This is a genomic window from Thermoflexus hugenholtzii, from assembly GCF_018771565.1.
GTDB lineage: Bacteria > Chloroflexota > Anaerolineae > Thermoflexales > Thermoflexaceae > Thermoflexus > Thermoflexus hugenholtzii_A.
This window is the reverse complement of record NZ_CP076326.1, coordinates 2,943,982-2,969,465: the sequence shown is the minus strand read 5'-3', so window position 1 is coordinate 2,969,465 and position 25,484 is coordinate 2,943,982. Positions and strand designations below refer to the sequence as shown.

Genomic DNA, 25,484 nt, shown 5'->3' with positions numbered 1-25,484 from the left:
CCTCCGGACCTCCGTGGGATCTCCTCAACGGATCACCTTAGGCATCCGACAAGCCTCCACTGCCGAGGCTTCCACCTCCGTCGCCCCCTTTCCGATGGCGGCCTCCACGGCGGCGACGATGGCGCCTTCGACCAGCGGCGCCTGGCTGAGGAGGATGCGCGGGCGGACCTCGGGGGGAAGCATCTCCACGGCCATCTGCGTCCCCATCACCGCGCTCCCCAGATCCATCAGGACCAGCACCTCATCCGCCCGGGAGAGGGCGGCCTCCAGAGCCTCGCGGATCCGCTCGACGTTGGTGCCCAGGGTGTGGGCGTCCAGGCCGCCCGCGGCGAAAATGGGGACACGGCCCTGGACCATCTGGTCCGCCAATTCCTTCACCCCCTCCGCCAGCTTGGCGCTGTGGGCCACGATCACCAGGGCAACCATCGAGGCTCCCCTATCGAGGCTGAGAGACAGGCTCGCCCACCAGGGCGGCCACCAGCTCCCGGCAGAAGGCCGGGATGTCCGGAACCACCCGACCCCAGACCAGATTGCCGTCCCGGAAGGCCGGCTCGTCGACCCAGATCGCCCCGGCGTTGATCAGGTCATCTTTGATCCCCAAACTGCCGGTGGCCCGATGACCCCGCACGATCCCGGCGGAGATCCCCACCTGGCCGCCGTGGCAGATCATGGCCACGATCTTGCCCTGGCGGTAGGCGTCGCGGACCAGGCGGAGGACCGCCTCGTAACGGCGGAGCTTGTCGGGGGCCCAGCCGCCGGGAACCACCACGGCGTCGAAGTCCGTTGCGGAGACCTGATCGGCGGCCACATCCGCCTTCGCCGTCAACCCACCGCTCTTGCTGCGGACCACTTTCCCGGCCTCCAGGCCGACCACGGTCACCGAGGCCCCTTCTTCCTGCAGACGCATCAGCGGGACCCAGAACTCCAGGTCCTCGAAGCCTTCCTCCACCAGGATGGCCACCTTCTTGCCGCTTAAGCGCATCGCCTTTCACCTCCACTCCATGATCTTCCCGCCGTCATGGGCGCCCCGATCAGGCCCCTTCAACAGTGAGCGGCTGGCAGGCCGGGCACGTTTCCACCTCCCATACCCGCTCCAGGGCCGCCGCGTCGATGGCCTCAGGGGGGCCCTCCCGGAAGCCGACGGCGCCGCATCGGCAAGCATACCAGCCCGGGGAGATCTCTTCAAAGGATCGGGCGGGCCCCAGATCGATCTCCTCCACGCCCATGCGCCAGCGGGCGTTGGTGAACAGCCGGCGGCAACCCGCGGCCTGGAGCTTGCGGATGTAGAACGGGAACGAGGCGCAGTGTCGCATCAACAGCACCGCGGTGTCCACCGGGGGAAAGGGCCAGGTCCGCGCGTCGGCCCAGACCACAAGCAGGCGTCCCTCCCGGAGCGGGATCGGCCGCTCCCAGCGCAAGATGCCCGGGGAGAGGCCCAGGGCCTGCAGCCCTCGGGCCAGCACCGCCCACTGGCGCTCCACCGCGATCACCCCGACCCCCGCCTCGACCATCCGCAGGGCCAGCCGCAGATCCCCGGCGCCGATCTCCAACACGCGCTCCCCGGGCCGGAGGCGCTCCAGGATCCTGCGGTAGGCCTCCTCCTCATAGGGCGCCCACAGGGCTTCCCAGTCCAGCGCTATAAACCTCGGGAGCGGATCAGCCATGAGAGCCACATCCCATAGCCGATGATCCCCAGCGCCAGCAACGTCAGGCCCCGCTTCAGCCAGCGGTCCGTCGCCGGGCGGATGCCCAGATCCAGGAGGATGGCCCGCACCCCCATCAGCGCGTGGGCGGTGACCACGATCAGCAGCGCGATCTCCCAGGCGAAAACCAGGGGATGAGAGAGGTAGGCCACCACATCGCGGTAAGTGCGCAGACCGCCCTCCACCACGAAGTGATTGAAGATCATGTGCAAGGCCAGCAGGACCAGAAGAAGCAATCCGGTGAACGCCTGCCAGATCCACATGGCGCGCCTCTTTCCGCAATCTTAAATCATCCGGCCAGCGCGAAGATGGCGTAGACCGCCACCCCGGTGAGCAGCAGGGTCAACACCATCACCCCCCAGAACAAACGGGCCTGGAGGGGCACCCCGATCCCCAGCCCCAGCAACGTCACCCGGACGCCGTTGAAGGCGTGGTAGAGCAGGCCCAGGATCAGGATCCCGTCCAGCATCAGGAAGAGAGGGGATTTGGCAGTGGCGATGAAGGCGTCCCAGGCCTCCGGCCCCTGGGCCAGCAGGCGGAGGACATACAAATGGAGGAACAGGTAGATCACCAGGCCGATGCCGGTCAGCCGCATCAGCAAGAAGGCGAGCCCTCCTTCCCGCCTTCCCCGGAGATCCATCCATCCCCGGGCTCGCTTCCAGCGCGGTTCCGTCGTCATCATCCACCTCCCAGCCAGCGCCGCAGCTTCTCCGCTAACAGGTAGCGACGCAGCCGTCCGATGGCCGCAGCCGGATCTACGTTCGAGGGGCAGACGGCCGTGCACTCCATCGCGGAGTGGCAGCGCCAAACCCCGTGGGGGTCATCCGCCAGGGCGAGGAGCCGTCCGCGGTCCGCCCCTCGGGGCTCGGCCAGCATGCGCTCGATGGCCGCCAGGGTCGCCGGCCCCAGATAGGCCTCGTCGGCGGCCATCACCGGGCACGCCGAGAGGCACAGGCCGCACTCGATGCAATCCTCAAACCGCGTGGCCTTTTCCACCCCTTCCGGCAGCGGACGGTCGGCCGTGAGCTCGTCCCGCCGGATGACGGCGAAGCCCACCGCCATCATCCGGCGCATCATCGGCGACACGTCCACCAGCAGGTCGCCGAGCCAGGGGAAATGCCGCAACGGCTCAACGACAATCGGACGATCGGGAGCGAACTCCCGGAGCGGGGTGATGCACATCAGCCGCTCTCGTCCGTTCACCCGGACCCCGCACGCCCCGCACGAGGCGTGGTGACAGGCGTGGCGGAAGAGCAGGTCGCGGTCCTGCTCCGCCCAGATCTTCTCCACCGCGTCGATGAGGTAGGCCTCGGCCGGGAGCTCCACCCGATACGTTTGCAGGCGGGGCGGGTTTCCCGGGCGGCCCCGCAGCAGGCGCAGCTGCCATGTGGGCATGCCGGTATCCTCCGGTGCGATCAGGTCAACTCATAGAAGGCCCGATAGGGGAGCAGCGGCACCTCATGGGTCCGGCATGGGATGGAGAGGCCCAGCTTGGCGCACACGACGTCGACGACCTTCTCGGCCATCGCCCGGGCGGTGGTCATCTTCCCCCCGGTGATGGTCACGAAGCCCTCCACGCCGTCGGCCGCGTGGTCGAAGCACTCGAAGGTTCGGGAGAGCTCGCGGCCGTCGGCGGCCACCCCCCGCCGCCCCACCAGGGGCCGGGCCACCGCGAAGACCCCCCGGATCCCTCCCTGGGTGTAGCCGGGGATGAACCGTTCGGCGCTCGCCAGGAGCAGGCGGACGTGGTCCTCCGGGATCGGGATGAAATCGGGATCTTCCACCTTCCAGGAGGTGGTTCCGATGATGGCCGTGCGCCGCTGGGGGACGATGATGTCCCCGTCCCCGGGGAGGTTCAGGCGGTTGATCACCATGCGGTTCCAGCGCCGGCCGACGGAGATCATCACCCCCGCGGTGGGGACCACGGGCACGTCCACCCCGGCCATCGCCGCGATCCTCCCGGCCCACGGCCCAGCGGCGTTGATCACCACGTCCGCGCCGATGGTCCGCTGCTGACCGGTCCGGCGATCCCGCACCCTGACGCCGGCCACCGTCCGACCCTGGAAGACCATGTCCACCACCTCGGTATAGGTGAGGACGGTCGCCCCGTTGCGTCGGGCGGTGGCCAGGAAGGAGAGGCAGAAGCGCAACGGCTCGAACACCCCATCGGGGACCTGAACGGCGGCGCGGATGCCGGGGTTGAGATGGGGCTCCAGGGCCAGGGCCTGCCGCACCGGGATCTCCCGGGCCGGGATGCCGCACTCCTCACAGGCGGCCAGGAACCGCTCCTTGAAGGAGAGATCCCCTTCGTCCAGGGCGACGAAGAGCCCATCGTTGAGCTCCAGGGCGTCCGGCATGATCCGGCGCAGGATCATGTTCTCCGCGATGCACTCCCGGGCGGACTCGGGGTCTTTCATGGCGTAACGTCCCCCGGAGTGGAGCAGACAGTGGTTCCGCCCCGAGGTCCCGGAGGCCACTTCCCCGCGCTCCACCACCGTCACCCGGAAGCCCCGGAGGGCCAGGTCGTGGGCGGTGGCCGCCCCGGTGGATCCGGCGCCGATCACCACCACGTGATAAGCCATCCGGCGTTCCTCCCTTGGCGAAAAGGGGCCGGGCAGGCACCCCCGGCCTCGCCCGGCCCCCTGGGTTCACCGGAGTCCGGGCTCCTTAGAACTCCACCCATCCGAAGGAGCGCTCCACCGCCTTCTTCCATCCGGCGTAGAGCTTCTCCCGGGTCTCCGGATCCATCTTCGGCAACCAGCGCTTATCCTCCTTCCAGTATTGACGGATCTGCTCCGGGCCGCTCCAGAAGCCCACGGCCATCCCGGCGGCGTAGGCCGCGCCCAGGGAGGTGGTCTCCTGGATCACCGGCCGCACCACCGGCACCCCCAGGATGTCGGCCTGGAACTGCATCAGCAACTCATTGCGCACCATCCCCCCGTCCACGCGCAGCTCAGCCAGCCGGATCCCGGAGTCCGCATACATGGCGTCGAACACGTCCCGGGTCTGGTAAGCCGTGGCCTCCAGGACGGCGCGGGCCAGGTGGCCCTTGTTGATGTAGCGGGTGAGCCCCACGATCACGCCCCGGGCGTCCAGCCGCCAGTAGGGGGCGAAGGCGCCGGAGAAGAAGGGCACGAAGTAGATGCCCCCGTTGTCCTCCACCGTGCGGGCCAGGTCCTCCACCTCCGCGGAGGTCTTGATCAAGCCCAGGTTGTCCCGCAGCCACTGGACCAGGGCGCCGGTGATGGCGATGGAGCCTTCCAGGGCGTAGATGCAGGGGCCGTCCCCGAATTGATAGGCCACGGTGGTGAGCAGGCCGCTCTTGGAGGGGACGATGTTGGTGCCGGTGTTGAGGAGGAGGAAGCAGCCGGTGCCGTAGGTGTTCTTGGCCATCCCGACGTCCAGGCCGGCCTGGCCGACCAGGGCCGCCTGCTGATCCCCCAGGTCCCCGCAGACCGGCACCTCGGCCCCGAGCAGCCCGCTCTTCGGCGTCTTCCCATAGAAGCGGGGGTCGGAGGACGGGCGGATCTGGGGGAGCATCTGGCGCGGGATGCGGTGGATCTTCAGGATGTCATCGTCCCAGTCCAGGGTGCGCAGGTTCATCAACATCGTCCGGCTGGCGTTGGAGACATCGGTGACGTGGGCGCCCCCGTCCGGCCCGCCGGTCAGCCACCAGATCAACCAGGTGTCGATGTTGCCGAAGAGGGCCTCCCCCTTCTCCGCGTCCTCCCGCACCCCGGGGACGTTGTCCAGGATCCACTGGATCTTGGGGCCGGAGAAGTAAGTGGCGATGGGGAGGCCGGTCTTCTCCCGATACGTGGCCTCGTAGCCCTCGCGCTGGAGCTGGGCGCAGATGGGGGCAGTGCGGGTGTCCTGCCAGACGATGGCGTTGTAATACGGCTTGCCGGTGCGCTTGTTCCAGACGATGGTGGTCTCCCGCTGGTTGGTCACCCCGATGGCGACGATGTCGGACCCGCTGATCCCGGCCTTGGCCAGGGCGTTCTTGACCACCTCCTGGGTGCGCTCCCAGATCTCCATCGGGTTGTGCTCGACCCAGCCGGGCTGGGGGTAGATCTGCTCATGCTCCTTCTGGTCCCAGGCCACCACGTTGCTCTCGTGATCGAAGATCATGGCCCGGGTGCTGGTTGTTCCCTGATCGATGGCCATCACATATTTCGCCATGGCAGACCTCCTTGCAGAAAGATGGATTGGATGCGCCCTACGTGACGTGACCCCAGGTGTCCGCGGCCGCCTTCAGGATCAGGTAGGAGGACGTGGCGCCGGGGTCCTGGTGGCCGGCGGAGCGCTCCCCGAGGTAGCTGGCCCGCCCCTTGCGGGCCACCATGGGGATGGTGGCCTTCATCCCCTGCTCGGCCGCCTCGGCCATCCGCTGCAGGGCCTTCCCGAAGGAGTCGCTGTTGCGGATGGCTTCCTTGAAGGCCTCCAGGGCCGGCAGCAGGGCATCGACCATCGTTTTGTCGCCCGGGCGGGCCTGGCCGCGGGCGATCACCCCGTTGATGCCCGCCTCCAGCGCCTCAGCCCAGTCCTCCGGGGTGAGCATGAGCTTGTTGGCGGTCTTCACACCCATCTGCAGGAAGAAGGTGCCGTAAAGCGGCCCGCCGGCCCCGCCCACCGTGGCCACCAGGGTCATCCCCAGGGTCTTCAGGATGGTCCCGATGTCCTTATCGGCGACCGAGGGCAGCTTGGCCATGAAGGCCTTGAACCCGCGGTCCATGTTGACGCCGTGGTCGGCGTCGCCGATGGCTGCGTCCAGCTGCGTGAGGTAATCCCGGTTCTCCTCCAGCACCGCCGCGCAACGCTCCAGCCAGGCAACCACATCGTCCCGCATCACTGGCATTTTCGACGGCCCTCCGCTTTAAGATCGAGTGAGGGATGGGGGAGCGCGGAACCGCTCCGCCCACCCCCGGATCCTTCGCCCTCTACATCCCCCAGCGCAGCGCCGGGGTCTTGACCGGGTGATCCCACAGCTCCAGCATCTCGTCGTCGGCCCGGAGCAGGGTGATGGAGGTCCCGGCCATCTCCAGGGAGGTGATGTAGGCCCCCACCAGGTTGCGGACGATCTGAATGCCGGACTTCTCACAGATCTCCGCGACCTTGCGGTAGACGATGTAGAGCTCGCTCAGGGGAGTGCCGCCCATGGAGTTCACCATGCAGATCACCCGGTCGCCGGCCTTGAAGGGGAGGTCCTTCAAGATGGGCTCCATCAGCCGCTCGACGATCTCATCGGCCTTCTTCAGGGGCTCGCGGTAGCGGCCGGGCTCCCCGTGGATGCCGATGCCGATCTCCATCTCATCCTCGCCCAGCTCGAAGGTGGGCTTGCCCACGTGAGGGACGATACAGGAGGTGAGGGCCATCCCCATGGAGCGGCCGTTCTCCGCCACCCGGCGGCCCAGGGCGGCCAGGCGCTGGAGGTCGTAGCCGCGCTCGGCGGCGGCCCCCAGGATCTTCTCCGCCAGCACGGTGGTGCCGGTGCCCCGCCGGCCCTGGGAGTAGAGGCTGCTCTCCACCGCCACGTCGTCGGCGATCAGCACGCTCTCCACCTGGTAGCCCTCGCCTCGCAGCAGATCCGCCGCCATGTCGAAGTTCATCACGTCCCCGGCGTAGTTCTTGACGATCATCAGGATCCCCGCGCCCCCGTGGACGGTCTTGGCCGCCTCATACATCTGGTCGGGGGTGGGGGAGGTGAACACGGCGCCGGGGCAGGCAGCGTCCAGCATCCCGTAGCCGACGAAGCCCACATGCATCGGCTCGTGGCCGCTGCCGCCGCCCGAGATCACCGCCACCTTCCCCGGCCGGGGCGCGTCGGCGCGATAGACGTAGTTGGGGTTGAAGTGCACCTTGATCAGGTCGGGATGGGCCTTGGCCATCCCCTCCAAGGCCTCCGGGACCACATTCATCGGATCGTTGATCAGCTTCTTCATGGCGACCTCCTGACGGATCGGGGGAACGGGAGATCCGGGTGGGGGAGGGGAGTGAACCCTCCCCCACCCGACGATGCTGGCTCACAGCCCCAGGGCGACGAAGAGGAAGGCGCCGATCAGGCCGCCCACGATGGGGCCGACCACCGGCACCCAGCTGTAGCCCCAGTCGGAGTCGCCCTTGCCCGGGATGGGCAGCACCGCGTGGGCGATCCGCGGCCCGAGGTCACGGGCCGGGTTGATGGCGTAGCCCGTGGGCCCACCCAGGGAGAGGCCGATGGACCACACCAAGAAGCCCACGAGAAGAGGGGCAAAGCCTTCGGCCAGCTTGTTAGCGGTGATGGCCAGGACCCCGAAGACCAGCGTGAAGGTCCCGATGACCTCGGTGATGAAGTTCAGGGGGTAATTGCGGATGTTGGGGGCTGTGCAGAACACCGCGCGCTTGAGGGCGGGATCGGGCGTCTCCGCCCAGTGGGAGTAGTAAGCCAGCCACACGAGCACCGCGCCGATGAAGGCGCCGATGAACTGCCCGACGATGTAGAGCGGGACGTCCGACCAGGGGAACTTGCCGACCGCGGCGAGGGCGATGGTCACGGCCGGGTTGATGTGGGCGCCGCTGATGCGGCCCACCGCATACACGGCCACGGCCACCGCCATGGCCCACCCTGTGGTGATCACGATCCACCCCGAGTTCTGGCCCTTGGTCTTGCCCAGGACGACGTTGGCCACCACGCCGTCGCCCAGCAGGATGAGGATCATGGTGCCGATGATCTCTGCCACCCAGGGTGCCATGGTCGCACTCCTTTCGTTATGTCAGGGGCATGCGGACGCTGCCGCTGAGCGGAAACGCACCGATCCGGCAGGACGGACGGGCCGTCCGCGAAAACCCACCGCGTCTCCTCACGCACTCCCCTCACCCCGCTCCCCGGCGCACCTCCTCGCATCCGAATTCAGACCTATTTGTTCGGTTTCTATCTTCCCAGACTCCCCGCACATGGGCAAGCGCTGAGGCCGATTTGTTTCAAGCTGAAACAACCTCCCATCAAAAATGTCTCAAAATGAAACGATTAATCGGGGTCGGAGGCGGGGGGTGGGGTGACGGCCTGCGGGGCGCTTACGGAATTCTCATAGAGGAGAGATATATTGATGCGTGGACGCTGACCCTGGGAATCCGGGTGCAGGAAGGAGGTGAGGGTCTATGTTGCGGCCGGATCTCGGGTGGGCGATCTTGCGCGTCCTGATCGGTTTGCTCTTCGCGGGCCACGGGGCCCAGAAGCTGTTCGGGTGGTTCGGTGGCCACGGCCTCAGCGGGACGGCGGGCTGGCTGGAGAGCTGGAACATCCGGCCGGGCCGTCTGTGGGCGTGGCTGCTGGGACTGGGGGAGTTCATCGGCGGGCTGCTGCTAGCTTTGGGCCTGGCGACGCCGTGGGCGGTCCTGCCGCTGATCGCCTCCCAGCTGGTGGCCATCGTCCGCGTGCATGCGCCGAAGGGGCTGTGGATCGATCGCGGCGGGTTTGAGTATAACCTGGTCCTGGTGGCCCTGAGCGGCTTCTTCGGGCTCTACGGGCCGGGCCGCTATAGCCTGGACGCGGCGCTGGGCCTGACCTGGCCGCAGCCCCTCGCCTTCGGGGTGATTCTGATCCTCGCGGTCCTCATCGCGCTCATCGCCCTGACCGCTCCGGGCTGGGCGCCGCGGCTCTTCCGGCAGGCGGCCTGAAGGGCCTTGCGGGTTCCCCCTTCCGGGCGGCCGCGTCCTGCGGCCGCCCGTTCTGGTTCTCATGCGATCATCGGGGCTGAGGGCGGGCGGCCCAGATCTCGTCGAAGATCTGGGCGCCGGTCTTGCCGGTGCGGCCGCTGCGGGCCAGAGCCAACGCCCGCCGATACCCTGCGGCCAGATCCACCCCGGTGGCCTGCTCGATCAACTCGATGGCCCGGGCCGCCTGTCGGATCACCAGGCGGGGCTCCAGCCCATCCAGGTCCTCGAAGAACCACCCGCAGCTGGCGAACATCCGCTGGCGGTGGACCTGGGCCTGAAGGGCCAGGAGCAGCCGCCGCTCCACGTCCGAGGGAAGGGGACGATCAGCGAACTCCCGTAACAGAGCCGGCGCCTCCATCGCCCCCAGCACCACGTGGATGTATTCGTCCCGCAGCCGCCACGGATCGCGGATCCAGCCGTGGGCGAGATCCAGATAGGCCGCGTCGATCTCCTCCGCCAGAAGGTCCATAGCCGCCCGCAGGATCGCCTTCCAGCGAGAATCCCCCGGGGTGCAGGCGCACCCGGTGCTCCAGCGGGCCAGCCCGTGGGCGCAGCTCCACGCCGTGTTCTGCAGGACCTCCACCTCCTCCACCGGCGGATGGGCCCGCAGGTATTCGGTGAGGGTCACCACCTCGTAAGCCCCCGCCGGCGGCCGGAGCAGACGCTCGAGGAAATCGACGCCCTCCCGGTGATGATGGCCGAAGGTCTCCCCATCGGTGGCCAGCAGCGTGAGCGCCGTCCGATCCCGCAGGGCCTCCGCCGCCCAGCGATCCGCCGGCCCCAGGGAGGGCATGACGAAGGAGACCTGGTTGGAGAGATCCCGATCGCGGACGAACACGGTGAAATAGGCGTTCGCCTCCAGGCGGACCCGATAGGGCCCCGCCCCGCGCGGGAGGGGTCCGCGCACCTGCTCGGAGGAGAGGATGGTGAAGGTCAACCCGGCCTCCGCCAGCACCTCCAGGGTGGCCAGGTCCACGGCCATCTCGGGCAGCCACATCCCCCGGGGGTGCCGGCCGAAGCGGTGCTGGAAGGACTGGATCCCCCAATAGACCTGGGTGACCTTATCGCGGCGCCGGGCCAGGGGGAGGATGGTGTGATGCGCGGACTGGGCGATGGCGTTGCCCACCCCCCGGGCCACGTTCACGCGGTCCGCCTCCAGGATCCGACGGTAGGTCTCCGGGTCATGGCGGGCCAGCCAGCCGATCAGGGTCGGCCCGACGTTGAAGCTGATCCGTTCGAACAGGCAACGCTCCGCCAGGGGGCGGTAGCATTCCGCCGTGATCTTCTCGTTGAAATCGTGATACGGCGCGGCGCCGGGCTCCGGCGGCACCTCCCCGGTCCACGGATCCTCGCGGGGGGGCTGATAGAAATGCCCATGCACAGCCAGCGCGGGACGGGATTCCCCCAACGGTCACCCCCTCGGGCGTTCAGAACTCGGTCACGCCGGTGAAGGTGAAGGCCTCCAGCAACAGGGCGGGCACGCAGGTGAAGCCGAAGCCCTCCGAGATCAGCCAGCGCTCCTTCCCCACCGCGCGCACCCCGGCCAGGGCAGGCACATACCCCTGGGTGAACCGCAGGTTGCGGACCGGATAGGCGATCTCCCCCTTCTCGATCCAGAACACACCGTCCCGCGTCATGCCGGTCAGCACGCAGTCCCGCGGGTGCACCAGCCGGGTATACCAGAACCGGGTGATGTAAAGGCCTCGATCCACCTGCCGGACCATCTCCTCGATCGTGGCCTCGCCGGGGGCCATGAACAGGTGGAGCGGGATGGGGCCCAGGCTGGCGGTCTGCGGACGGGAGCGGGGGAGGGCGTGGCCGGTGGACCGTCGGCCTTCCCGGGCGGCGGTGACCGTGTCATACACCGGCCCCTGAGGGACCCCGCGCTCGACGATGATCACCCGCTGCCGGGGCACCCCTTCGAAGTCGAAGGGCAGGGGCAGCCCGGCCGGATCCCGGCCATCATCCCAGATGGTGATCTGAGGGGACATCACCGGGCGGCCGATGCGATCGTTCATCCACGAGCGACCCTCCTGGACGGCCAGGGCGCCGGCCCCCGCGTAGCCCAGCCAGGAGAGGATGTCCTCCACGGCGTAGGGCTCCAGGACCACCGGATACACCCCGGGCTCGATGGGACGAGGGTTCCGGCTCCGCAGGGCCCGCTCGATGGCCGAACGGCCCAGCGCTTCCACATCGAGATCGGCGAGGCGCCAGGCGGCGCGGTGGGCGTAGCCGGATCCATCGTCGCTCATCACCACCGTGCTGAAGTGGGTCTCGGTGCCGGCGTGATAGGCGAACACCCCTTTGGAGTTGGCCACCGCCAGCTCATACACCCCGGTGGAGAGGGCCCCCGCCGCGTTCACGCCCATGGATTCCGCCAGCCGGCAGACGGCCCCCACCGCCCGCGCCCGCCACTCCGGCGTGGCCCCCGCCACCGCCTCATCGAAGGCGGCCACCGGCTCGATGGGCTGGGGTTCCGGCAGGCCCGGGAACTCCGGGTTCTCCGGCTGCAGCCGGGCGAGGGCCACGGCCTCTTCGATGGCCCGCCCCAGGGCCTCCTCCGTCAGGCGATTGGTGACCGCGGCGCCCACCCGCTTCCCGAGGACCACCCGGACGGCGATCTCGGTGTTGACCTCGGCCACGTTCTGGTGGATGACGTTGTTGGCGAAGCGAGTGAGGGCGCTGTCGTGGGCCTCCAGCACGATCTCCGTCTCGTCGGCCGGGGAGGCTCGCAACGCCTTCCCCAGGATCTCCCGGATGATGGGTTCGCCCAGCATCGTTCGGCTCCTCAAAGGGGAAAATGGAAGACTGCGCAGCCGCTCATTTCCGACTGAACACCCGCACGTTCCGGAAGCGGGCGGGGGCGGCCCCGTGGCCGGTGTGGGCCAGCTGGGAGGGTTGCCCCTTGCCGCAGTTCGGCGTCCCCCAGATCACCCAGTGGTCCGCGTTGCACACCGCATCACAGGAGCGCCAGAACTCCGGCGTGATCCCGGTGTAAATCGGGTTCTTGAGCATGCGGGTCAGCTTTCCCCCTTTGATCTCCCAGGCGATCTCGCAGCCGAACTGGAAGTTGAGCCGCTTGTCGTCGATACTCCAGGAGCGGTTGGTGTCCATGAAGATCCCTTCGTCAGTGTCGGCGATCAGATCCTCCAGCCGCCAGGTCCCCGGGAGCAGGTTCACGTTGGTCATCCGGATCAGGGGGATACGGTTCCAGCCCGAGGCCCGCATGGTGCCGTTGGAGAGGCCGGTGACGTAGGGGGAGGGGCCCAGGAGCTTGAGCAGCTGACGGGCCGTCTCCCGGGAGGTCATGTAGCCGACGAAGAGGCCCTCTTTCACGATGTCCACCCGCTGCGCGGGCACCCCCTCATCGTCCCACCCGAAGGTGCCCAGGCCCCCGGGGAGGGTGGCGTCGGCGGTGATGTTCACCACCTCGGAGCCGTAGCGGAACGTCCCCAGCTTCTCCGGAGTGAGGAAGGAAGTGCCCGCATAGGCGGCCTCGGTCCCGAACACCCGGTCCAGCTCGATGGGATGGCCGCACGATTCGTGGATCTGGAGGGCCACCTGGGAGCCGCCCAGGATCACCGTGGTCACCGTCTCCGGACACGGGTCGGCGGTGAGGAGGGCCACCGCCTCCTCCGCGATGCGCGGGGCGTTCCCGGGCAGGTCACACTCTTCGATGAACTCCCAGCCCCGGGTCATCTGGTGACGCCCCACCGATTTGGGGTAGGAGCGGCGCTGCACCTCATCGGGACCCACGGCGGTCGCCTCGATGCCGCAGCCCGACTCGATGATCTCCTGTTCGATCCAGGAGCCTTCGGTGCTGGCAAAGGTCTTGCGCTCGCGGATGAACACCATCTCCGCTTCGGTGGCGGCGATCCCGCGCACGGCGCGCATGGCCGCATCGGCGGCGAGCAGGATCTCCAGCTTCTTCTCCAGGGGGACGGTGAAGGGATCGATCTGCACCGGGGTCCGATAAGTTCCGCGCTGGACCACCGGCGGGCCGATGTCCACGTCCTCTTTCTTGAAGAGGGCGCTGGCCCGGGCGATCTGAACGGCCCGTTCGGCCACGCGCTCAGCCTCCTCCAGGGTGAGGCGGGCGCTGGAGGCGAAGCCCCACGCGCCGTCGGCGATCACTCGCACCCCGAAGCCCATATCCTCGATCTGGCTGATGCCCTGCACGACGCCGTTGCGGACCAGGAGGGATTGCTCGATGCGGTGGACCAGGCGGACGTCCGCATAGGTCGCGCCGCGCAGCTGGGCCACGTTCAACGCGCGCTCCAGGATCTCCTTCACGGCTGCCTCCTGAGTGGATCTTGCCCGGCCGGGAAGTGCGCGACTGCTCACCCTTGTCGCGCCCTCTGGAACAGGATTGCGCTCCCATTATACCCGCCGGGGGGCCGCACGGCGCGGTTCTATGGAGACTGGGGAACCTCCTCAGCGGGGATCTGGATCAGCCTCCCCGCTCGGAGGACGCCGAACAGGGCCAGGGGGAGGAGCAGACCGGCGACCTGCAGGGGGCGAGCCGGATGAAAGGAGAACAGGAGCCCGGCGAAGGGAGCGGCCAGCGCCAGCGCCAGGCTGCGGGCGGTGTGCAGGAGGGCTGCGGCGGTCGCCTGGGTCTCCGAAGGGGTCAGACGCAGGATCCGCGCGGCGGCCAGGGAGTAGGCGGCATACGCCCCTCCCACAAGAACCATCGCCGCGCCTGCCAGGGGAAGCACGCGGAATCCCAGGAGGAGCAGCCCCATTCCGATCCCGGCCAGCCCCCATGCCGCCGCCAGCCCCACCGGCCGCGCCCGGCCCTGATCCCACCGCCCCAACGCCGGGCCCAGCAGGATGGTCCCCAGGGCCTGCAGGGAGGCGAACAGCCCCAAATGGGACTTGGACCATCCTCCCGCCTGTTGCAGGAAGTTCGGCAGCAGGATCAGGCCCACCTGCCCCACGGTGAACAACGCGAGCAGGGCCAGCCCGAAACGCCAGGGGATCCGCCGCCAGGATCCCAAGCGGCGGCCCCGCCCATGAGGATCCGGTGGGGGATCCAGGGGGAGGAACAGCGCCGCGACGGTGGAGAGGGCGAAGAGGCCGGCGCTGAGGAGCAACACCGGGCGCATCCCGACTCGCTGAGCCATCCATCCGCCCAGGGCCGGCGTCAGCAAACCGCCCACGGCGTAACCGGCGCTCAGGAGGGGGAAGGCCCGCTCCAGCGGGATGGGGCCGGCCATGCGGGCCACATAGGCGTGGATCACCGGCAGGCAATAGCCGGACATCAGATAGAGGGTCAGGCCGGGAAACAGGGCCCACCAGGTGGTCGCCCCGGCCATCAGGAGGATCCCGATCAGCCCGGCGAACCACCCGCCCAACATCAGCGGCTTGCGCCGGGTTCGATCCGCCAGCCATCCCACCGGCAGATAGGTAAGGGTCAGGGCCAGCTCCCCGACCCCGAAGGCCAGCCCAACCTGAGCAGGAGTGGCCCCCAGATCCTGCACGTAGACCGGGAGCAGATAGAAGAACAATCCCTCCCCCACCGCCCAGAGGATCTCCGAAAGCAACATCAGGCGGATCATCGAGCGGGGATGGAAGGCGATCTCTTCGATGGATGACATCGTCATCGGCGCGGCTCGCTCTCCGATCGGATCCGCAGGGCCATTCGATAGACCGCGTCCCGGGGCCATCCGGAGGCCCGGGCCACCTCCCGGGCCGCCTGGGCTGGGGTCCGTCCGCTGCGCAACAGCTCCTCCAGCCGGGCGCGCACCTCTTCTTCTTCCCATTGGGAAACCTCCTCCGGCGCCCCGGCGATGACCAGGGTGAACTCCCCCCGAGGCTCCACTTCGGCGAAGTGCGTCAGGATCTCCCGCACCGTCCCGCGGCGGATCTCCTCGTGGATCTTGGTGAGCTCCCGGGCGACGGCCATCGGGCGGTCGCCCAAGATCTCCAGGATGTCCCGGAGGGTTTCGCGGAGGCGATGGGGCGCCTCAAAGGCCACCAGGGTCCACGGGAGGGCAGCCACCTGGGCAAGCAGCCGGCGACGTTCGCCGGGCTTGCGGGGCAAAAAGCCCAGGAAGAGGAAACGATCCGCCGGCAGCCCGGAGACCACCAGGGCGGTCACCGGGGCGGAGGGCCCGGGGATCGGCACCACCGGGAACCCGCGCTCCAGAGCCGCCCGAATCAGGACGTAGCCCGGGTCCGAGAGGCCGGGCATTCCCGCTTCGGAGACCAGGGCCACATCCCCCTGGGCCAGGGCCTCCAGGATCTGGGGGATGCGGGCCGCCTCGTTGTGCTCGAAGTAACTGATCATCGGCTTCTCGATGCCGTAGCGGTCCAGAAGAATACGGGTCTTGCGGGTGTCTTCGGCGGCGATCAGGGCGCACTCCCGCAACACCCGCAGCGCCCGCAGGGTGATGTCCTCCAGGTTCCCGATGGGAGTGCCCACCACATACAACGTGCCCATCGCATCTCCACGCCAGGATCCTTGTCCGAAACCCGATGGATCGATGCCCGCTTCATGTTACATCGGGCAGGCATCCGCCCCGGAGAACCACGCATGGGGTGCGGCGACGAGGGAACCTGCAGGACAGGTCCCAAAATCGTAGGACAACTGCGAGCAGTTGTCCTACAACGCGGCGAGGCCCGACAAAATTGGGACACACCCTTCAGGACGGGATTCAACGGGCGATGACTGGAAGATATGCCCGCCAGGGGACCGCCGTGATGACCACCTCGCGCTCCCACACGCCTCCCCACGCATCCTCGGCCCGCAGGACGAGACGCCGGGGATCCGGCTCCAGCGTCAGAGGCGCCCCGAGGGCGATAACCTGCAGCGGCTCCCCGGGGCCCAGCGTCCCGGACCACACGCCGCTGCCCGGGGAAGGCTGAGGCAGATCGCTTCCATCCATCCGGAAGCGGGGATCCTTCCAGCCCATGGGCAGGGTCAGCGTGAGCGCCAGGGAGAGATCGCCGGATGGCTGGAGCGTCCAGGATCCGGCGTAGGCCTGTCCCGAAGGAGCACTGGGATCTCCTGCGAAAGCGATGGCGAGATCCGAGACCCCTACGCCAACCGGGAGGATCTGCCGCAGGGGCCAGCGCCCGTCGGTGCCCTCCAGCGTCAGAGGGGCCCACCCGGAGGGCCCCTCCAGGATCATCGAGGCGGTGAGCACCGCTGGGGCGAGGATCCGGCCCTGCCATCCGGGAAGCTCCGGGTCCAAGGTCCACCCGGGCGATTGATCCGGATCCCGGATGGTCCATGGCGGAGGCACCTGCAGGCGGAGGGCGATCGAAAGCCCTTGCGTATGGGTCACGAAGACGGCGATCTCCCGCCGGGCTCCAGCGGGCGCGATCCGAGGGACGACCTCCAGCCTCGTCTCCCCCATGGGCCCCAGCCCGGAGAGCACGTGGCGCATCACGGCTGCCTGCAACGGCTCGGGCACTCCCTCCAGGCCGAGGGTGGAGAAAACCAGACGCCCCGCTCCCTCCGAGCGGGTCAGGGCGATCGGCCGGCCGTGCGCGCCACGCCAGAGCGGTCGGGCATCGGGCATCGGCTCCAGGGCGTCGGTCCAGTTCGGGTAGGGAAGAGTGAGCTCCCAGCGGGGGAGCCCCCGGCCGATTGGAGAGAGGGGGCTGGGGAGGGCCACCGTTGTGGTGAGCCCCTCGTCATGGGTCCTCACCCCGAGGGCACGGGCGAACGCCCAGGATCGCCCGCCGTTGAGCAGCGAATACAGGTAATCCTGCGAGAAGAAGACCAGGCGCCCGCCGCCCTGCACATACGTTAGCAGCCGCGCTTCCTCCGCCGGCGAGAGCGGATCATACCAGTCATAGCCGGTGAACCAGATCACCCCCTCGTAGCGCGCCAGGTCCCCCTCCGATGGGGATCCCTGTCCGAAGAGGTCGGCGACCCGCCAGCGATCGAAGGAGATCCCCACCGCCGTCAGGGCCCGGCGATAAGCCTCCCCCACCTCATACCAGCGATCGTCCTCCACCAGCAACAACCGGGCAGGCGTTTTAAGTTGCCACACGCCGGAGGCGGAGAGGGTGGGGGAGAGCGTGGAACGGGCGGTGACCGTGATCCGGGCTCCTGCATCCCGGGGGAGCCCGGCGGGGACGTCCACGGTCAGCGTGAGGACCCCTGCGGCGCAGGGGGCCAGGGTCATCGCATCGGGCGTGAGCGTCACCGGCCAGCCGGTTCCTTCCATCTCCAACCGTATGGTATCGGTGGCCACCTCGCTCAGGTTCTGGAGGGTGGCGGTGAAGAGGACCTGAGTGGCGGTGGGCACCACGCGCTCGGTGTAGGCCGGATCCCAGCGCAGGCCGGCCGGAGACGGCGGGGCGATGAGGGCCCGAAGCGAGCGCTCCAGGACCTCCCCCCGCAGCGCGGGGTCCGGGATCCCCTCCAGGCCGAAGGCGAACACCAGCCCACGATGGGGGCGGCACAGGCCCACGGCGGTCACGGCCCCCCCGTCGTCGAGGTAGCGCATCGGCTGATCGGTCAGCGGGTCGGCGGGGGCGATCTCATCCGGGAAGCGCTGGTTTTGGGCGCCGCCTTCCCCGCGAATGTCCACCACCAGCCCGTCGAAAGGCCCTCCCAGCGCTCCGGTCACCGTGAAGATCCCGCTGGAGTCCCGCACATATCGGGTCCCCAGCATCCTTCGCAGATACGGCGCGTAGAAGAACCCGTTCCCCCCATCGTCCCAGAAGGCCACGTCCTGGCCGCTCACCAGCAGGCGGCCGCCCTGGCCCAGGAAGAAAGTCAGCGCGCGGTCTGCGCCGATGTAACCGGGGGAGTCGAAAGGCGAGGACCAGATCACCACCTCGTAAGCGGTGAGGGTGGCGGTGGGCGGTGGGATCGGCGGATAGGTCACCCGGTATTCATCGTAGGACCACGCCTGGGCGTCGAGGGCCTGCCGGTAAAAGAAGAGGGCGGACTCGTTATACCAGGCCCCGGAGTCCACCAGCAGGACGCGGGGCATGCGCGGCATGGTGAGGATGCGGGTGGTGGTGATCCCGGCCGCGATCTCCACCGTGTCCGTCACCACCCGATGGCCCAGCGCCCGCAGGCGCAGGAGATAAGTGCCGACCGGCAAGGAGAGGGTGAATGGAAAGGCAGGCTGGGTCAGGGAAACAGGAGTCCCTACCAGGGAGAGAGAGGGATCCCGAACCGGGGCGCCGTGCTCATCGACGGCGTGGACGACCAGAGAGCCCCGGGGGAGAGGATCCAGCCGGAAATCCAGGGAGCGGGTGATCCCCTGAAGGATCTGGATCCCGAAGACCTGGGCTGGGGCGTAGCCGAAGGCGGAGGCGGTGACATCGTAGGTGGAGGCCCGGAGGAAGAGCCGGTAACGCCCCGCCGGATCGCTCTCCCGGGAGACTTGGAACCGCCCATCCCGGGCGCGGGCGGTCACCGTGGCCCCGGCGATCGGGCGGCCCTCGGGATCCTGAACGGCGCCCTCCAGAAGGCCGCTCTCCACCACCGCGCTGAGGGCCTCCATCGCGTTCACCAGTCCCCACCCGCTATCGAAATTCGGGACGGTGACGGTGAGAGGTGTCGCGGTGCGGGTCAGGATCTCCGCGATCTGCAGAGGGGAGAGCTCCGGCCGGGCGGCCTTGAGGAGAGCAGCCACGCCTGCAGCGTGGGGCGCGGCCATCGAGGTCCCGCTGAGCTCCCCATAGGTCCCGCCGGGGAGGGTGGAGCGAACCCGGACCCCGGGGGCCACGACGTGGGGACGAACCTCCCCCCAGGGGGAGGGGCCCCGACTGGAGAACAGGGCCACCTGTCCCTCGGCGTCCACCGCGCCCACCGCGAAGGCCCCCGGGAGGCTGGCGGGGGAGGCGATGGAGCCAGGCCCCGGGCCCTGATTGCCGGCGCTGAAGACCGCAAAGATCCCGGCAGCCTGCAGGGCCGCCAGATCCTCCATGAAGGTGGTATCCCAGCCGTCGGGGTTCCCCCACGAGTTGTTCACGATGTCAGGGGCCAGAGCCGGATCCCCCTCCGGCGCCAGGATCCACTGGAAGGCGGCGTGGATCCACGAGTCGTAGGCGTAGCCCTGGGCGTCGAAAGCCCGCGCGGCGATCCAGCGGGCACCGGGGGCGACGCCGGTCCCCTCGCCCACCATCAGGCCCATGGTATGCGTGCCGTGGCCGTTGGCGTCCACCGGATAGAGCGCGCCGGCTCCGGTGGCGTCGAACCAGTTCCCCGCATGACGATGGAAGCCCCGGGCGTCGTAACCCCGGTACGCCCGCTGCAGGGCCGGATGCAGCCAGTCCACCCCCGTGTCGATGTTCGCCACCACCACGCCGGTGCCGGTGATGGCGAAGGCTGCCCACGCCTCCGGCGCGCGCACCATGTCCAGATTCCACGGCGTCGAGAGCGGATCGAGGGTCTCCCGGAGGGGAGCGGCGGTGATCCAGCGCCGGAAACGATCCTCGCGGATCTGTCGGACGCTGGGCTCCCGGGCGAGGGCGAGCAGCATGCGGGGAGAGATCCGGGCGGCGATCTGATTCGGGAGCCAGAGCAGGTGAACTCCTTCGGCCTCGCCGGCCCCCTCGGCCTCCCGGAGACGCTGGAGGAGCGGGGCTCCGGCCGCTTCTGCCCGGGCGCGCAGGCGGGCGACCAGGCGCGCGCGTCGTTCCGCGGCCGGTCGATCCGCGCCGGCCTCCGCGGCCGCTGCCTCGCCGGGCGAGGCCCCCTCCAGCTGGATCAGGACCGGGATCTTTTCCTCGGGGCGGGCCCGGAGCAGCCGCCTCGCCAGAGCGGGATGCAAGGTCGGTATTCCCGGGATGAGAGACGAAGGCGGGGGACGATGGGCGGCGAGGGGACGTGGGGAGGGGAGCAACGCCAGCGCGAGGAAAAGAATCCGCAACGCTCTCAGGAGCCTGCGAAGCGCCCGGCCAGCGCCTGCAGGCGCCGGAGCGTGTCCCGCCACTGGATCTCGGAGAGACCCAGCTTCTGGCGCAGGTCTTCCGGATCCATCCCCCGGATGAAATCCTGCAACGCGCATGTCCACCGCAGGGTCTCAAAGGAGAGGTGCGCCATCCCGGCCCGACGGGCCACATCGTCCAGCACGTATTCTAAGTTCCGGGGCGTCCACGGGAAAACCCGACCTTCGATGCGATATTGCTGGAGATACTCCCGGAACAGCTCCGGCCACTCCGGCGGGAGCGGGAGCCGGCGCTCCTTATGGCGATAGCGAGGATGGGCGTAACGGATCCAGACCGCCGGCTCGCGGAGATCGAAATGCTCCAGGCGCAGGGCAACCACCTCGCTTTTCTTCAGGCCGGTGTGGAGGAGCAGGGTGAGCAGCGTGAGGGGACGGGCATCCCCTTCCCGACGGAATCCCTCCGCCGCCTCCCGGACGGCCCGGACCTGTTCCGGGGTCAGCACCTCCGGGAGGGGTTCGACGGCCTCGGGGTAAACCAGGGCCTCGGCGGGGTTGGTCGGCAGGACACCGAGCTCCTCATGGAGCCAGCGGAAGAAGGCCTTCACGGCCGTGATGCGCCGCCGCAGGGACTTGGGCGTGCATGGGACCCCGCGACGATGGCGGAGCCAATCCACGAAATCCTGCAGATCCCGCAGCCCGATGGTCCCCACGGGGCGATCCTCGCCCAGGCATTGCCCCAGCAGGCGGAGATCGTGGGTGAAGAAATACACGGTGTGCCGGGAGTAATCCCCGCCCTTCAAGTGATCCGCGAAGGCCTGTCGGGCCCGGGCGAGGGGAGTCTCCGGCGTCAGCTCGGAACGGGCTTTGAACTCAAACAAGCTGGGCTGATGCGCCATCGGCCTCACCGGTGGCTGAGGGAATGAACCTTCTCCCGCCGCTCCACGACCCACGAGGCCAGCCCGCTGACCAGGAGGGTCAGAAGCACGATGGCCAGCGAGAGGGCAGGCGGGATGTGGACGTAATCCGAAAGCAGCATCTTGAGCCCGATATAGGTCAGGATCACGGAGAGGCCGTAGTGGAGATAACGCAGGCGCTGGATCAGGCCGGACAGGACAAAGTAAAGGGCCCGCAGCCCCAGGATGGCGAAGATATTCGAGGTGTAGGCGATGAACAGCTCGGGAGTGATGGCCAGCACCGCCGGCACCGAGTCCACGGCGAACATCAGGTCGGTGCTCTCCACCACCAGCAGGGTCAGCAGCAACGGCGTGGCCATCCACCGGCGCCCCTCCCGGATGAAGAAACGCTGTCCATGGAAGGTCGGGGTGATGGGCAGGAAGCGACGGGCGAAGCGGAGGACGGGGTTGCGCTCCGGGCGCACTTCTTCCTCTTCACTGCGCAGGGCCAGCCGGATCCCCGTGTAGACCAGAAAGGCGCCGAAGAGATAGACGGCCGGATGGAAGGCCTTGAGCAGCTGAACGCCGGCGAAGATGAAAGCCGCCCGCATCAGGACAGCGCCCAGGATCCCCCAGAAGAGCACGCGGTGCTGATAGGCCGGCGGGACGCCGAAATAGGCGAAGATCACGGCGAAGACGAAGAGGTTATCGGCGCTGAGGGATTTCTCCACCAGGTAGGCGGTGAGGAAGTGGAGGGCGGGTTCGTGGCCCCAGGCCAGCAGGATCAGGGCGTTGAAGGCCAGGGCCACAGCGATCCAGACCACGCTCCAGATCATCGCTTCTTTTAACCTCACCTCGTGGGCGTTCCGGTGAAACACCCCGAGGTCCAGAGCCAGCATGACCGCTACGATCAGGTGAAAGAAAATCCAGGCCCAGAGCGGAAACTCCATCTGTCCACCTCTATGCCCTCAGATTCAAGGATGCGGCGGGCGATGGCCTCGCTTCCGGCGGACCAGCGTCCACCCCAGGGCCACTGCTGCGAACCCCCCAATGATTATCACCCCCGGGAGGGAAAGCGTCGAAATCCATACGTCCAAATGCCAGGCCAGGAAGAGGCCGGCAGCAGTCTGCAAGGTCGCCCGCAACGCTGCCCCCAGGGCGGTGAGCCCCCCGAAGGGCATCAGAGGCATCCCGCTCATCCCGGCGGGGATAGCGATCCCGCTGCGCAACCCGGGGATCAGATGGGCGACGAGCAGGATAGGAGCCCCGTAGCGTCGGAACAGCAGAAGAGCGCGGTCGACCTCCGCCTCCCGGATCCCCAGCCAGCGCCCATAGCGGCGAACCGCGCGGCGGACACCCGGCTCGCCCCGTCGCCCGAAGGCGTAGAGGATCAGGGCGCCGACCACGGTGCCGGCGGTGGCGGCGAGGATGACCCCTTCCGGTCTCAGGACGCCGCCGGCGGCCGCCACTCCCGCCGCCGGCACCAGAAGATCCGAGGGCAGGGGCGGGAAGACCACCTCTACCACCGCAGCCAGGAAGATCCCCCCATACCCCAGCTCCGCCATCACCGATTCGATCAGCGCTCGAACCCGGCTTGTCCCCTCTCCCAGCATCCGGTCCGCCTCCGTTCTGGATCAGCCGTCCAGGGATCCCAGCAGCCCCCGGCGCTCGACCCACTTCACCAGCTCCAGCACCGGCACCACCGTGGCTGCCGCCATCAGGACGATGGCCCAATCGATCGGCGGGAGGCTGTAGATCCCGAACAGATCCCGCAGGAAGGGCACGTAGATCAGCAACAACAGCATCGCCCCCTCCCAGAGGATCGCCCGGTTCAGCCAGCGGTTCGCGAAGGGCTGCCGCAGGACCGAGTGTCGATCCGAACGGAAGTTGTAGGCCTTGAAGAACTGGATCAGGACCAGGGACACGAAGGCCATGGTCATGGCCTCTTGCAGGCTGCGGCCGGAGGAGAGGGCCCAGGCGAACAGGGAGAGGTTGACCAGGGCGGACCAGAGGCCTCCGGCCAGCATCAACAGCACCACGGGCCGGGTGAAGAGGCCGCCGCGGGGGTTGCGGGGCGGCCGGCGCATCAAATCCGGCTCCGGCGGGTCCACCGAGAGGGCCAGCGCGGGCAGGCCGTCGGTGGCCAGGTTCACATACAGGATCTGAGCCGCGCTGAGGGGTGGGGGGAGCCCGGCCAGGGAGGCCAGGGCCATCAGAAGGATCTCCCCCACGTTCGAGGAAAGCAGATACATCAGGTATTTCTTGATGTTGGAGAAGATCGCCCGGCCTTCCTCCACGGCCGCCACGATGGAAGCGAAGTTGTCGTCCAGCAACACCATCGCCGCGGCCTCTTTGGAGACGTCCGTGCCGGTGATGCCCATGGCGACGCCGATGTCGGCTTTCTTCAGGGCGGGAGCATCGTTGACCCCATCCCCGGTCATCGCCACGATGTGGCCTTTCTTCTGGAGGGCGGTGACCACCCGGAACTTATGGGCCGGCGACACCCGGGCGTAGACATCGATCCCCTCCACCTGGTCCTCGAACTCCTCATCGCTCATGCGATCCAGCTCTGCCCCGGTGACGACCCGGCCATCCCGGAGGAGGCCGAGCTCCCGCGCGATGGCCTGGGCCGTCAGCGGATGATCCCCGGTGATCATCACCACCCGGATCCCGGCCTCCCGGCACACCCGGATGGCCTGCTTCGCCTCGGGACGCGGGGGGTCGATCATCCCCACCAGGCCCAGGAAGACCATCCCCTCCTCGGCGTCCTCCGGAAGGGCCTGGGGCTTGTCCGCCACCCCCAGCACCCGGAGCGCCTCCCCGGCCATCGCCCGGGCGGCCTCCAGGATTTGCTCCCGATCCGAAGGGGTGAGGGGTCGCTCGCCTTCCTCCGTGAGCAGAAAGCGGCAGCTCTCCAGGATCACCTCGGGGGCTCCCTTGGAGGCCGCGAAGAGGCCCTCCGGACCCTGATGCAGGGTGGTCATCCGCTTGCGCTCGGAGGTGAAGGGGATCTCGCGGACCCGAGGATGACGGCGGTTCAGCTCCTCCGGGTCCAGCCCGGCCTTCATCGCCGCGACCAGGAGGGCCCGCTCCGTGGGATCCCCCTGTCCCTGCCAGGCGCCATCCGCGCCCCGATAGAGGCGGGCGTCCGAGGCCAGGGCGGCGGCCCGAAGGAGCCGGCGCACGGCCTCTGAAGGCGTCACAGGTTGCCCGTCCACCCGAAACTCCCCCGCCGGCTCGTATCCGCTCCCGGTCACCTCCCAGAACCGCCCACAGACGAAGAGGCGCCGCACCGTCATCTCGTTCCGGGTGAGGGTCCCGGTTTTATCCGTGCAGATCACATCGGTGCTCCCCAGGGTCTCCACGGCCGGCAGCCGCCGGATCAGGGCGTTGCGCCGGACCATCCGCTGCACCCCCAGGGCCAGGGAGATGGTGACCACCGCCGGCAGGGCTTCCGGGACCACGGCCACGGCCAGGGCCAGGCCGAAGATCAACATCTCCAGCCAGGGCCGGCCCCGCAGCAGACCCAGGGCCACGATGAGGGCCACCACCCCCAGGGCGGCCCGGGCCAGCGCCTTCCCCACCCGATCCAGGTTCTCCTGCAGCGGCGTCCGCTCCTCCTGGATCGTCTGCAACATCCGGGCAATGGCCCCGAACTCCGTCCGCATCCCGGTGGCGACCACGAGCCCCTGGCCCCGCCCATACGTCACCACCGTCCCCGCATAGGCCATGTTCCGCCGATCCCCGATCGGGAGCGCAGGATCCGGGATCGCCGCCGTGTGTTTCTCCACCGGGACCGACTCGCCGGTCAGGACGGCCTCATCGATCTGGAGGTTGACCGCCTCGATCAGCCGCAGGTCCGCCGGCACCCGATCCCCGGCGTGGAGGACCACTACGTCCCCCGGCACCAGCTCCCGCGCGGGGATCCGCTCCTCCACGCCCTCCCGGAGGACGGTGGCCATCGGCGCGGCCATCCGGCGCAACGCCTCCAGGGCCCGCTCCGCGCGGTATTCCTGGACGAAGCCGAGCAGGACGGAGAAGAAGACGATGATCATGATGACCACCGCCTCCGTCCCATGGCCCAGGACGATGGAGAGGGCGGTGGCGGCCAGGAGGATTAGCACCAGGATGTTCCGGAACTGGGCCAGGAGGATGGCCAGGGGCGAGATGCGCCGGGGGGGCTCCAGCTCGTTGGGGCCCCATTCCCGGAGCCGGCGGGCCGCCTCCTCCCGGCTCAACCCCGCCGGCCCCGCGCGCAGCCGCTGGAAACACTCTTCGACCGATAAGGTATGCCAGGGGATCCGGGGCTCGGAGGTCTGCTCCATCGG

General features: G+C 68.7%; 22 protein-coding genes. 1 reads left to right on the top strand and 21 read right to left on the bottom strand.

All coding sequences use genetic code 11. The annotated features are described in order from the left end of the window. Positions 1–24 precede the first annotated feature (24 nt). The 11 genes from dhaM to KNN16_RS13435 form a co-directional block, all read right to left on the bottom strand. On the bottom strand, positions 25–426 hold the full coding sequence (gene dhaM / locus KNN16_RS13485; protein WP_299283238.1) for a dihydroxyacetone kinase phosphoryl donor subunit DhaM: 402 nt from the start codon (positions 424–426) through the stop codon (positions 25–27). Between the two features lie 10 nt (positions 427–436). Beyond that, positions 437–982 (bottom strand): type 1 glutamine amidotransferase domain-containing protein, encoded by a 546-nt coding sequence (locus KNN16_RS13480; RefSeq protein WP_088571603.1) that lies wholly within the window; start codon positions 980–982, stop codon positions 437–439. 49 nt (positions 983–1,031) lie between these two features. Then, entirely contained in the window at positions 1,032–1,664 is a 633-nt protein-coding gene (locus tag KNN16_RS13475; protein ID WP_303897575.1) for a hypothetical protein, read from the bottom strand. Further along, the gene (locus KNN16_RS13470; RefSeq protein ID WP_088571605.1) at positions 1,637–1,966 is read right to left on the bottom strand and encodes a hypothetical protein; all 330 of its coding nucleotides are present in this window, start codon (positions 1,964–1,966) and stop codon (positions 1,637–1,639) included. Before KNN16_RS13470 ends, KNN16_RS13475 begins: the two co-directional genes overlap by 28 nt. A gap of 26 nt (positions 1,967–1,992) precedes the next feature. Beyond that, complete coding sequence (gene sdhC, locus KNN16_RS13465; protein WP_303897572.1) at positions 1,993–2,382, bottom strand: succinate dehydrogenase, cytochrome b556 subunit; 390 nt, start codon at positions 2,380–2,382, stop codon at positions 1,993–1,995. Beyond that, complete coding sequence (locus KNN16_RS13460; RefSeq protein WP_299283223.1) at positions 2,382–3,098, bottom strand: succinate dehydrogenase/fumarate reductase iron-sulfur subunit; 717 nt, start codon at positions 3,096–3,098, stop codon at positions 2,382–2,384. The genes sdhC and KNN16_RS13460 overlap by 1 nt, the downstream gene beginning before the upstream one ends. A gap of 20 nt (positions 3,099–3,118) precedes the next feature. After that, on the bottom strand, positions 3,119–4,285 hold the full coding sequence (locus KNN16_RS13455) for an FAD-dependent oxidoreductase (protein ID WP_303897570.1): 1,167 nt from the start codon (positions 4,283–4,285) through the stop codon (positions 3,119–3,121). 85 nt (positions 4,286–4,370) lie between these two features. Further along, on the bottom strand, positions 4,371–5,885 hold the full coding sequence (gene glpK, locus KNN16_RS13450) for a glycerol kinase GlpK (protein WP_303897567.1): 1,515 nt from the start codon (positions 5,883–5,885) through the stop codon (positions 4,371–4,373). A gap of 37 nt (positions 5,886–5,922) precedes the next feature. After that, complete coding sequence (dhaL, locus tag KNN16_RS13445) at positions 5,923–6,561, bottom strand: dihydroxyacetone kinase subunit DhaL (RefSeq protein ID WP_299283215.1); 639 nt, start codon at positions 6,559–6,561, stop codon at positions 5,923–5,925. 82 nt (positions 6,562–6,643) lie between these two features. Beyond that, positions 6,644–7,645 (bottom strand): dihydroxyacetone kinase subunit DhaK, encoded by a 1,002-nt coding sequence (gene dhaK, locus KNN16_RS13440; RefSeq protein ID WP_299283212.1) that lies wholly within the window; start codon positions 7,643–7,645, stop codon positions 6,644–6,646. Between the two features lie 81 nt (positions 7,646–7,726). After that, positions 7,727–8,434 carry an MIP/aquaporin family protein gene (locus KNN16_RS13435; RefSeq protein ID WP_303897564.1) on the bottom strand — a complete coding sequence of 236 codons (708 nt, stop codon included), beginning with the start codon at positions 8,432–8,434 and terminating at the stop codon, positions 7,727–7,729. Between the two features lie 406 nt (positions 8,435–8,840). On the opposite strand from KNN16_RS13435, the gene KNN16_RS13430 reads away from it, so the two are divergent. Continuing rightward, on the top strand, positions 8,841–9,359 hold the full coding sequence (locus KNN16_RS13430) for a DoxX family protein (protein ID WP_303897562.1): 519 nt from the start codon (positions 8,841–8,843) through the stop codon (positions 9,357–9,359). A gap of 67 nt (positions 9,360–9,426) precedes the next feature. Here the strand turns inward: KNN16_RS13430 and KNN16_RS13425 are convergent, their stop codons facing one another. The 10 genes from KNN16_RS13425 to KNN16_RS13380 form a co-directional block, all read right to left on the bottom strand. Beyond that, positions 9,427–10,806 carry a DUF3536 domain-containing protein gene (locus KNN16_RS13425; protein WP_303897558.1) on the bottom strand — a complete coding sequence of 460 codons (1,380 nt, stop codon included), beginning with the start codon at positions 10,804–10,806 and terminating at the stop codon, positions 9,427–9,429. A 19-nt stretch (positions 10,807–10,825) separates the two neighbouring features. Beyond that, positions 10,826–12,175 (bottom strand): TldD/PmbA family protein, encoded by a 1,350-nt coding sequence (locus KNN16_RS13420; RefSeq protein WP_299283206.1) that lies wholly within the window; start codon positions 12,173–12,175, stop codon positions 10,826–10,828. A gap of 43 nt (positions 12,176–12,218) precedes the next feature. Further along, positions 12,219–13,691: a TldD/PmbA family protein gene (locus KNN16_RS13415; protein ID WP_303897555.1), complete on the bottom strand. Its 1,473-nt coding sequence runs from the start codon at positions 13,689–13,691 to the stop codon at positions 12,219–12,221. A gap of 119 nt (positions 13,692–13,810) precedes the next feature. Continuing rightward, entirely contained in the window at positions 13,811–15,004 is a 1,194-nt protein-coding gene (locus tag KNN16_RS13410; protein WP_303897553.1) for an MFS transporter, read from the bottom strand. Further along, positions 15,001–15,843, bottom strand: a complete 843-nt coding sequence (rsmI, locus tag KNN16_RS13405; RefSeq protein WP_303897551.1) for a 16S rRNA (cytidine(1402)-2'-O)-methyltransferase — start codon at positions 15,841–15,843, stop codon at positions 15,001–15,003. Before rsmI ends, KNN16_RS13410 begins: the two co-directional genes overlap by 4 nt. A 214-nt stretch (positions 15,844–16,057) precedes the next feature. Beyond that, entirely contained in the window at positions 16,058–20,245 is a 4,188-nt protein-coding gene (locus KNN16_RS13400; RefSeq protein WP_303897549.1) for a S8 family serine peptidase, read from the bottom strand. Positions 20,246–20,250: 5 nt separating this feature from the next. Next, positions 20,251–21,159: a tyrosine-type recombinase/integrase gene (locus tag KNN16_RS13395; protein ID WP_303897547.1), complete on the bottom strand. Its 909-nt coding sequence runs from the start codon at positions 21,157–21,159 to the stop codon at positions 20,251–20,253. A gap of 5 nt (positions 21,160–21,164) precedes the next feature. Then, on the bottom strand, positions 21,165–22,106 hold the full coding sequence (locus tag KNN16_RS13390; protein ID WP_273094501.1) for a TerC family protein: 942 nt from the start codon (positions 22,104–22,106) through the stop codon (positions 21,165–21,167). A gap of 24 nt (positions 22,107–22,130) precedes the next feature. Continuing rightward, positions 22,131–22,769: a DedA family protein gene (locus KNN16_RS13385; protein WP_303897539.1), complete on the bottom strand. Its 639-nt coding sequence runs from the start codon at positions 22,767–22,769 to the stop codon at positions 22,131–22,133. A 21-nt stretch (positions 22,770–22,790) separates the two neighbouring features. Continuing rightward, the gene (locus tag KNN16_RS13380) at positions 22,791–25,481 is read right to left on the bottom strand and encodes a cation-translocating P-type ATPase (RefSeq protein ID WP_303897537.1); all 2,691 of its coding nucleotides are present in this window, start codon (positions 25,479–25,481) and stop codon (positions 22,791–22,793) included. Between the last annotated feature and the right edge of the window lie 3 nt (positions 25,482–25,484).

Excerpts from the sequence above, each read along its gene's own strand:
- rsmI (WP_303897551.1), bottom strand. The coding sequence starts at position 15,843 with ATGGGCACGTTGTATGTGGTGGGCACTCCCATCGGGAACCTGGAGGAC.
- KNN16_RS13420 (WP_299283206.1), bottom strand. The coding sequence starts at position 12,175 with ATGCTGGGCGAACCCATCATCCGGGAGATCCTGGGGAAGGCGTTGCGA.
- dhaK (WP_299283212.1), bottom strand. The coding sequence starts at position 7,645 with ATGAAGAAGCTGATCAACGATCCGATGAATGTGGTCCCGGAGGCCTTG.
- KNN16_RS13395 (WP_303897547.1), bottom strand. The coding sequence starts at position 21,159 with ATGGCGCATCAGCCCAGCTTGTTTGAGTTCAAAGCCCGTTCCGAGCTG.
- KNN16_RS13390 (WP_273094501.1), bottom strand. The coding sequence starts at position 22,106 with ATGGAGTTTCCGCTCTGGGCCTGGATTTTCTTTCACCTGATCGTAGCG.
- sdhC (WP_303897572.1), bottom strand. The coding sequence starts at position 2,382 with ATGACGACGGAACCGCGCTGGAAGCGAGCCCGGGGATGGATGGATCTC.
- dhaL (WP_299283215.1), bottom strand. The coding sequence starts at position 6,561 with ATGCCAGTGATGCGGGACGATGTGGTTGCCTGGCTGGAGCGTTGCGCG.
- KNN16_RS13475 (WP_303897575.1), bottom strand. The coding sequence starts at position 1,664 with ATGGCTGATCCGCTCCCGAGGTTTATAGCGCTGGACTGGGAAGCCCTG.
- KNN16_RS13435 (WP_303897564.1), bottom strand. The coding sequence starts at position 8,434 with ATGGCACCCTGGGTGGCAGAGATCATCGGCACCATGATCCTCATCCTG.
- KNN16_RS13410 (WP_303897553.1), bottom strand. The coding sequence starts at position 15,004 with ATGACGATGTCATCCATCGAAGAGATCGCCTTCCATCCCCGCTCGATG.
- KNN16_RS13460 (WP_299283223.1), bottom strand. The coding sequence starts at position 3,098 with ATGCCCACATGGCAGCTGCGCCTGCTGCGGGGCCGCCCGGGAAACCCG.
- KNN16_RS13380 (WP_303897537.1), bottom strand. The coding sequence starts at position 25,481 with ATGGAGCAGACCTCCGAGCCCCGGATCCCCTGGCATACCTTATCGGTC.
- KNN16_RS13480 (WP_088571603.1), bottom strand. The coding sequence starts at position 982 with ATGCGCTTAAGCGGCAAGAAGGTGGCCATCCTGGTGGAGGAAGGCTTC.
- KNN16_RS13430 (WP_303897562.1), top strand. The coding sequence starts at position 8,841 with ATGTTGCGGCCGGATCTCGGGTGGGCGATCTTGCGCGTCCTGATCGGT.
- KNN16_RS13470 (WP_088571605.1), bottom strand. The coding sequence starts at position 1,966 with ATGTGGATCTGGCAGGCGTTCACCGGATTGCTTCTTCTGGTCCTGCTG.
- KNN16_RS13455 (WP_303897570.1), bottom strand. The coding sequence starts at position 4,285 with ATGGCTTATCACGTGGTGGTGATCGGCGCCGGATCCACCGGGGCGGCC.
- dhaM (WP_299283238.1), bottom strand. The coding sequence starts at position 426 with ATGGTTGCCCTGGTGATCGTGGCCCACAGCGCCAAGCTGGCGGAGGGG.
- KNN16_RS13385 (WP_303897539.1), bottom strand. The coding sequence starts at position 22,769 with ATGCTGGGAGAGGGGACAAGCCGGGTTCGAGCGCTGATCGAATCGGTG.
- glpK (WP_303897567.1), bottom strand. The coding sequence starts at position 5,885 with ATGGCGAAATATGTGATGGCCATCGATCAGGGAACAACCAGCACCCGG.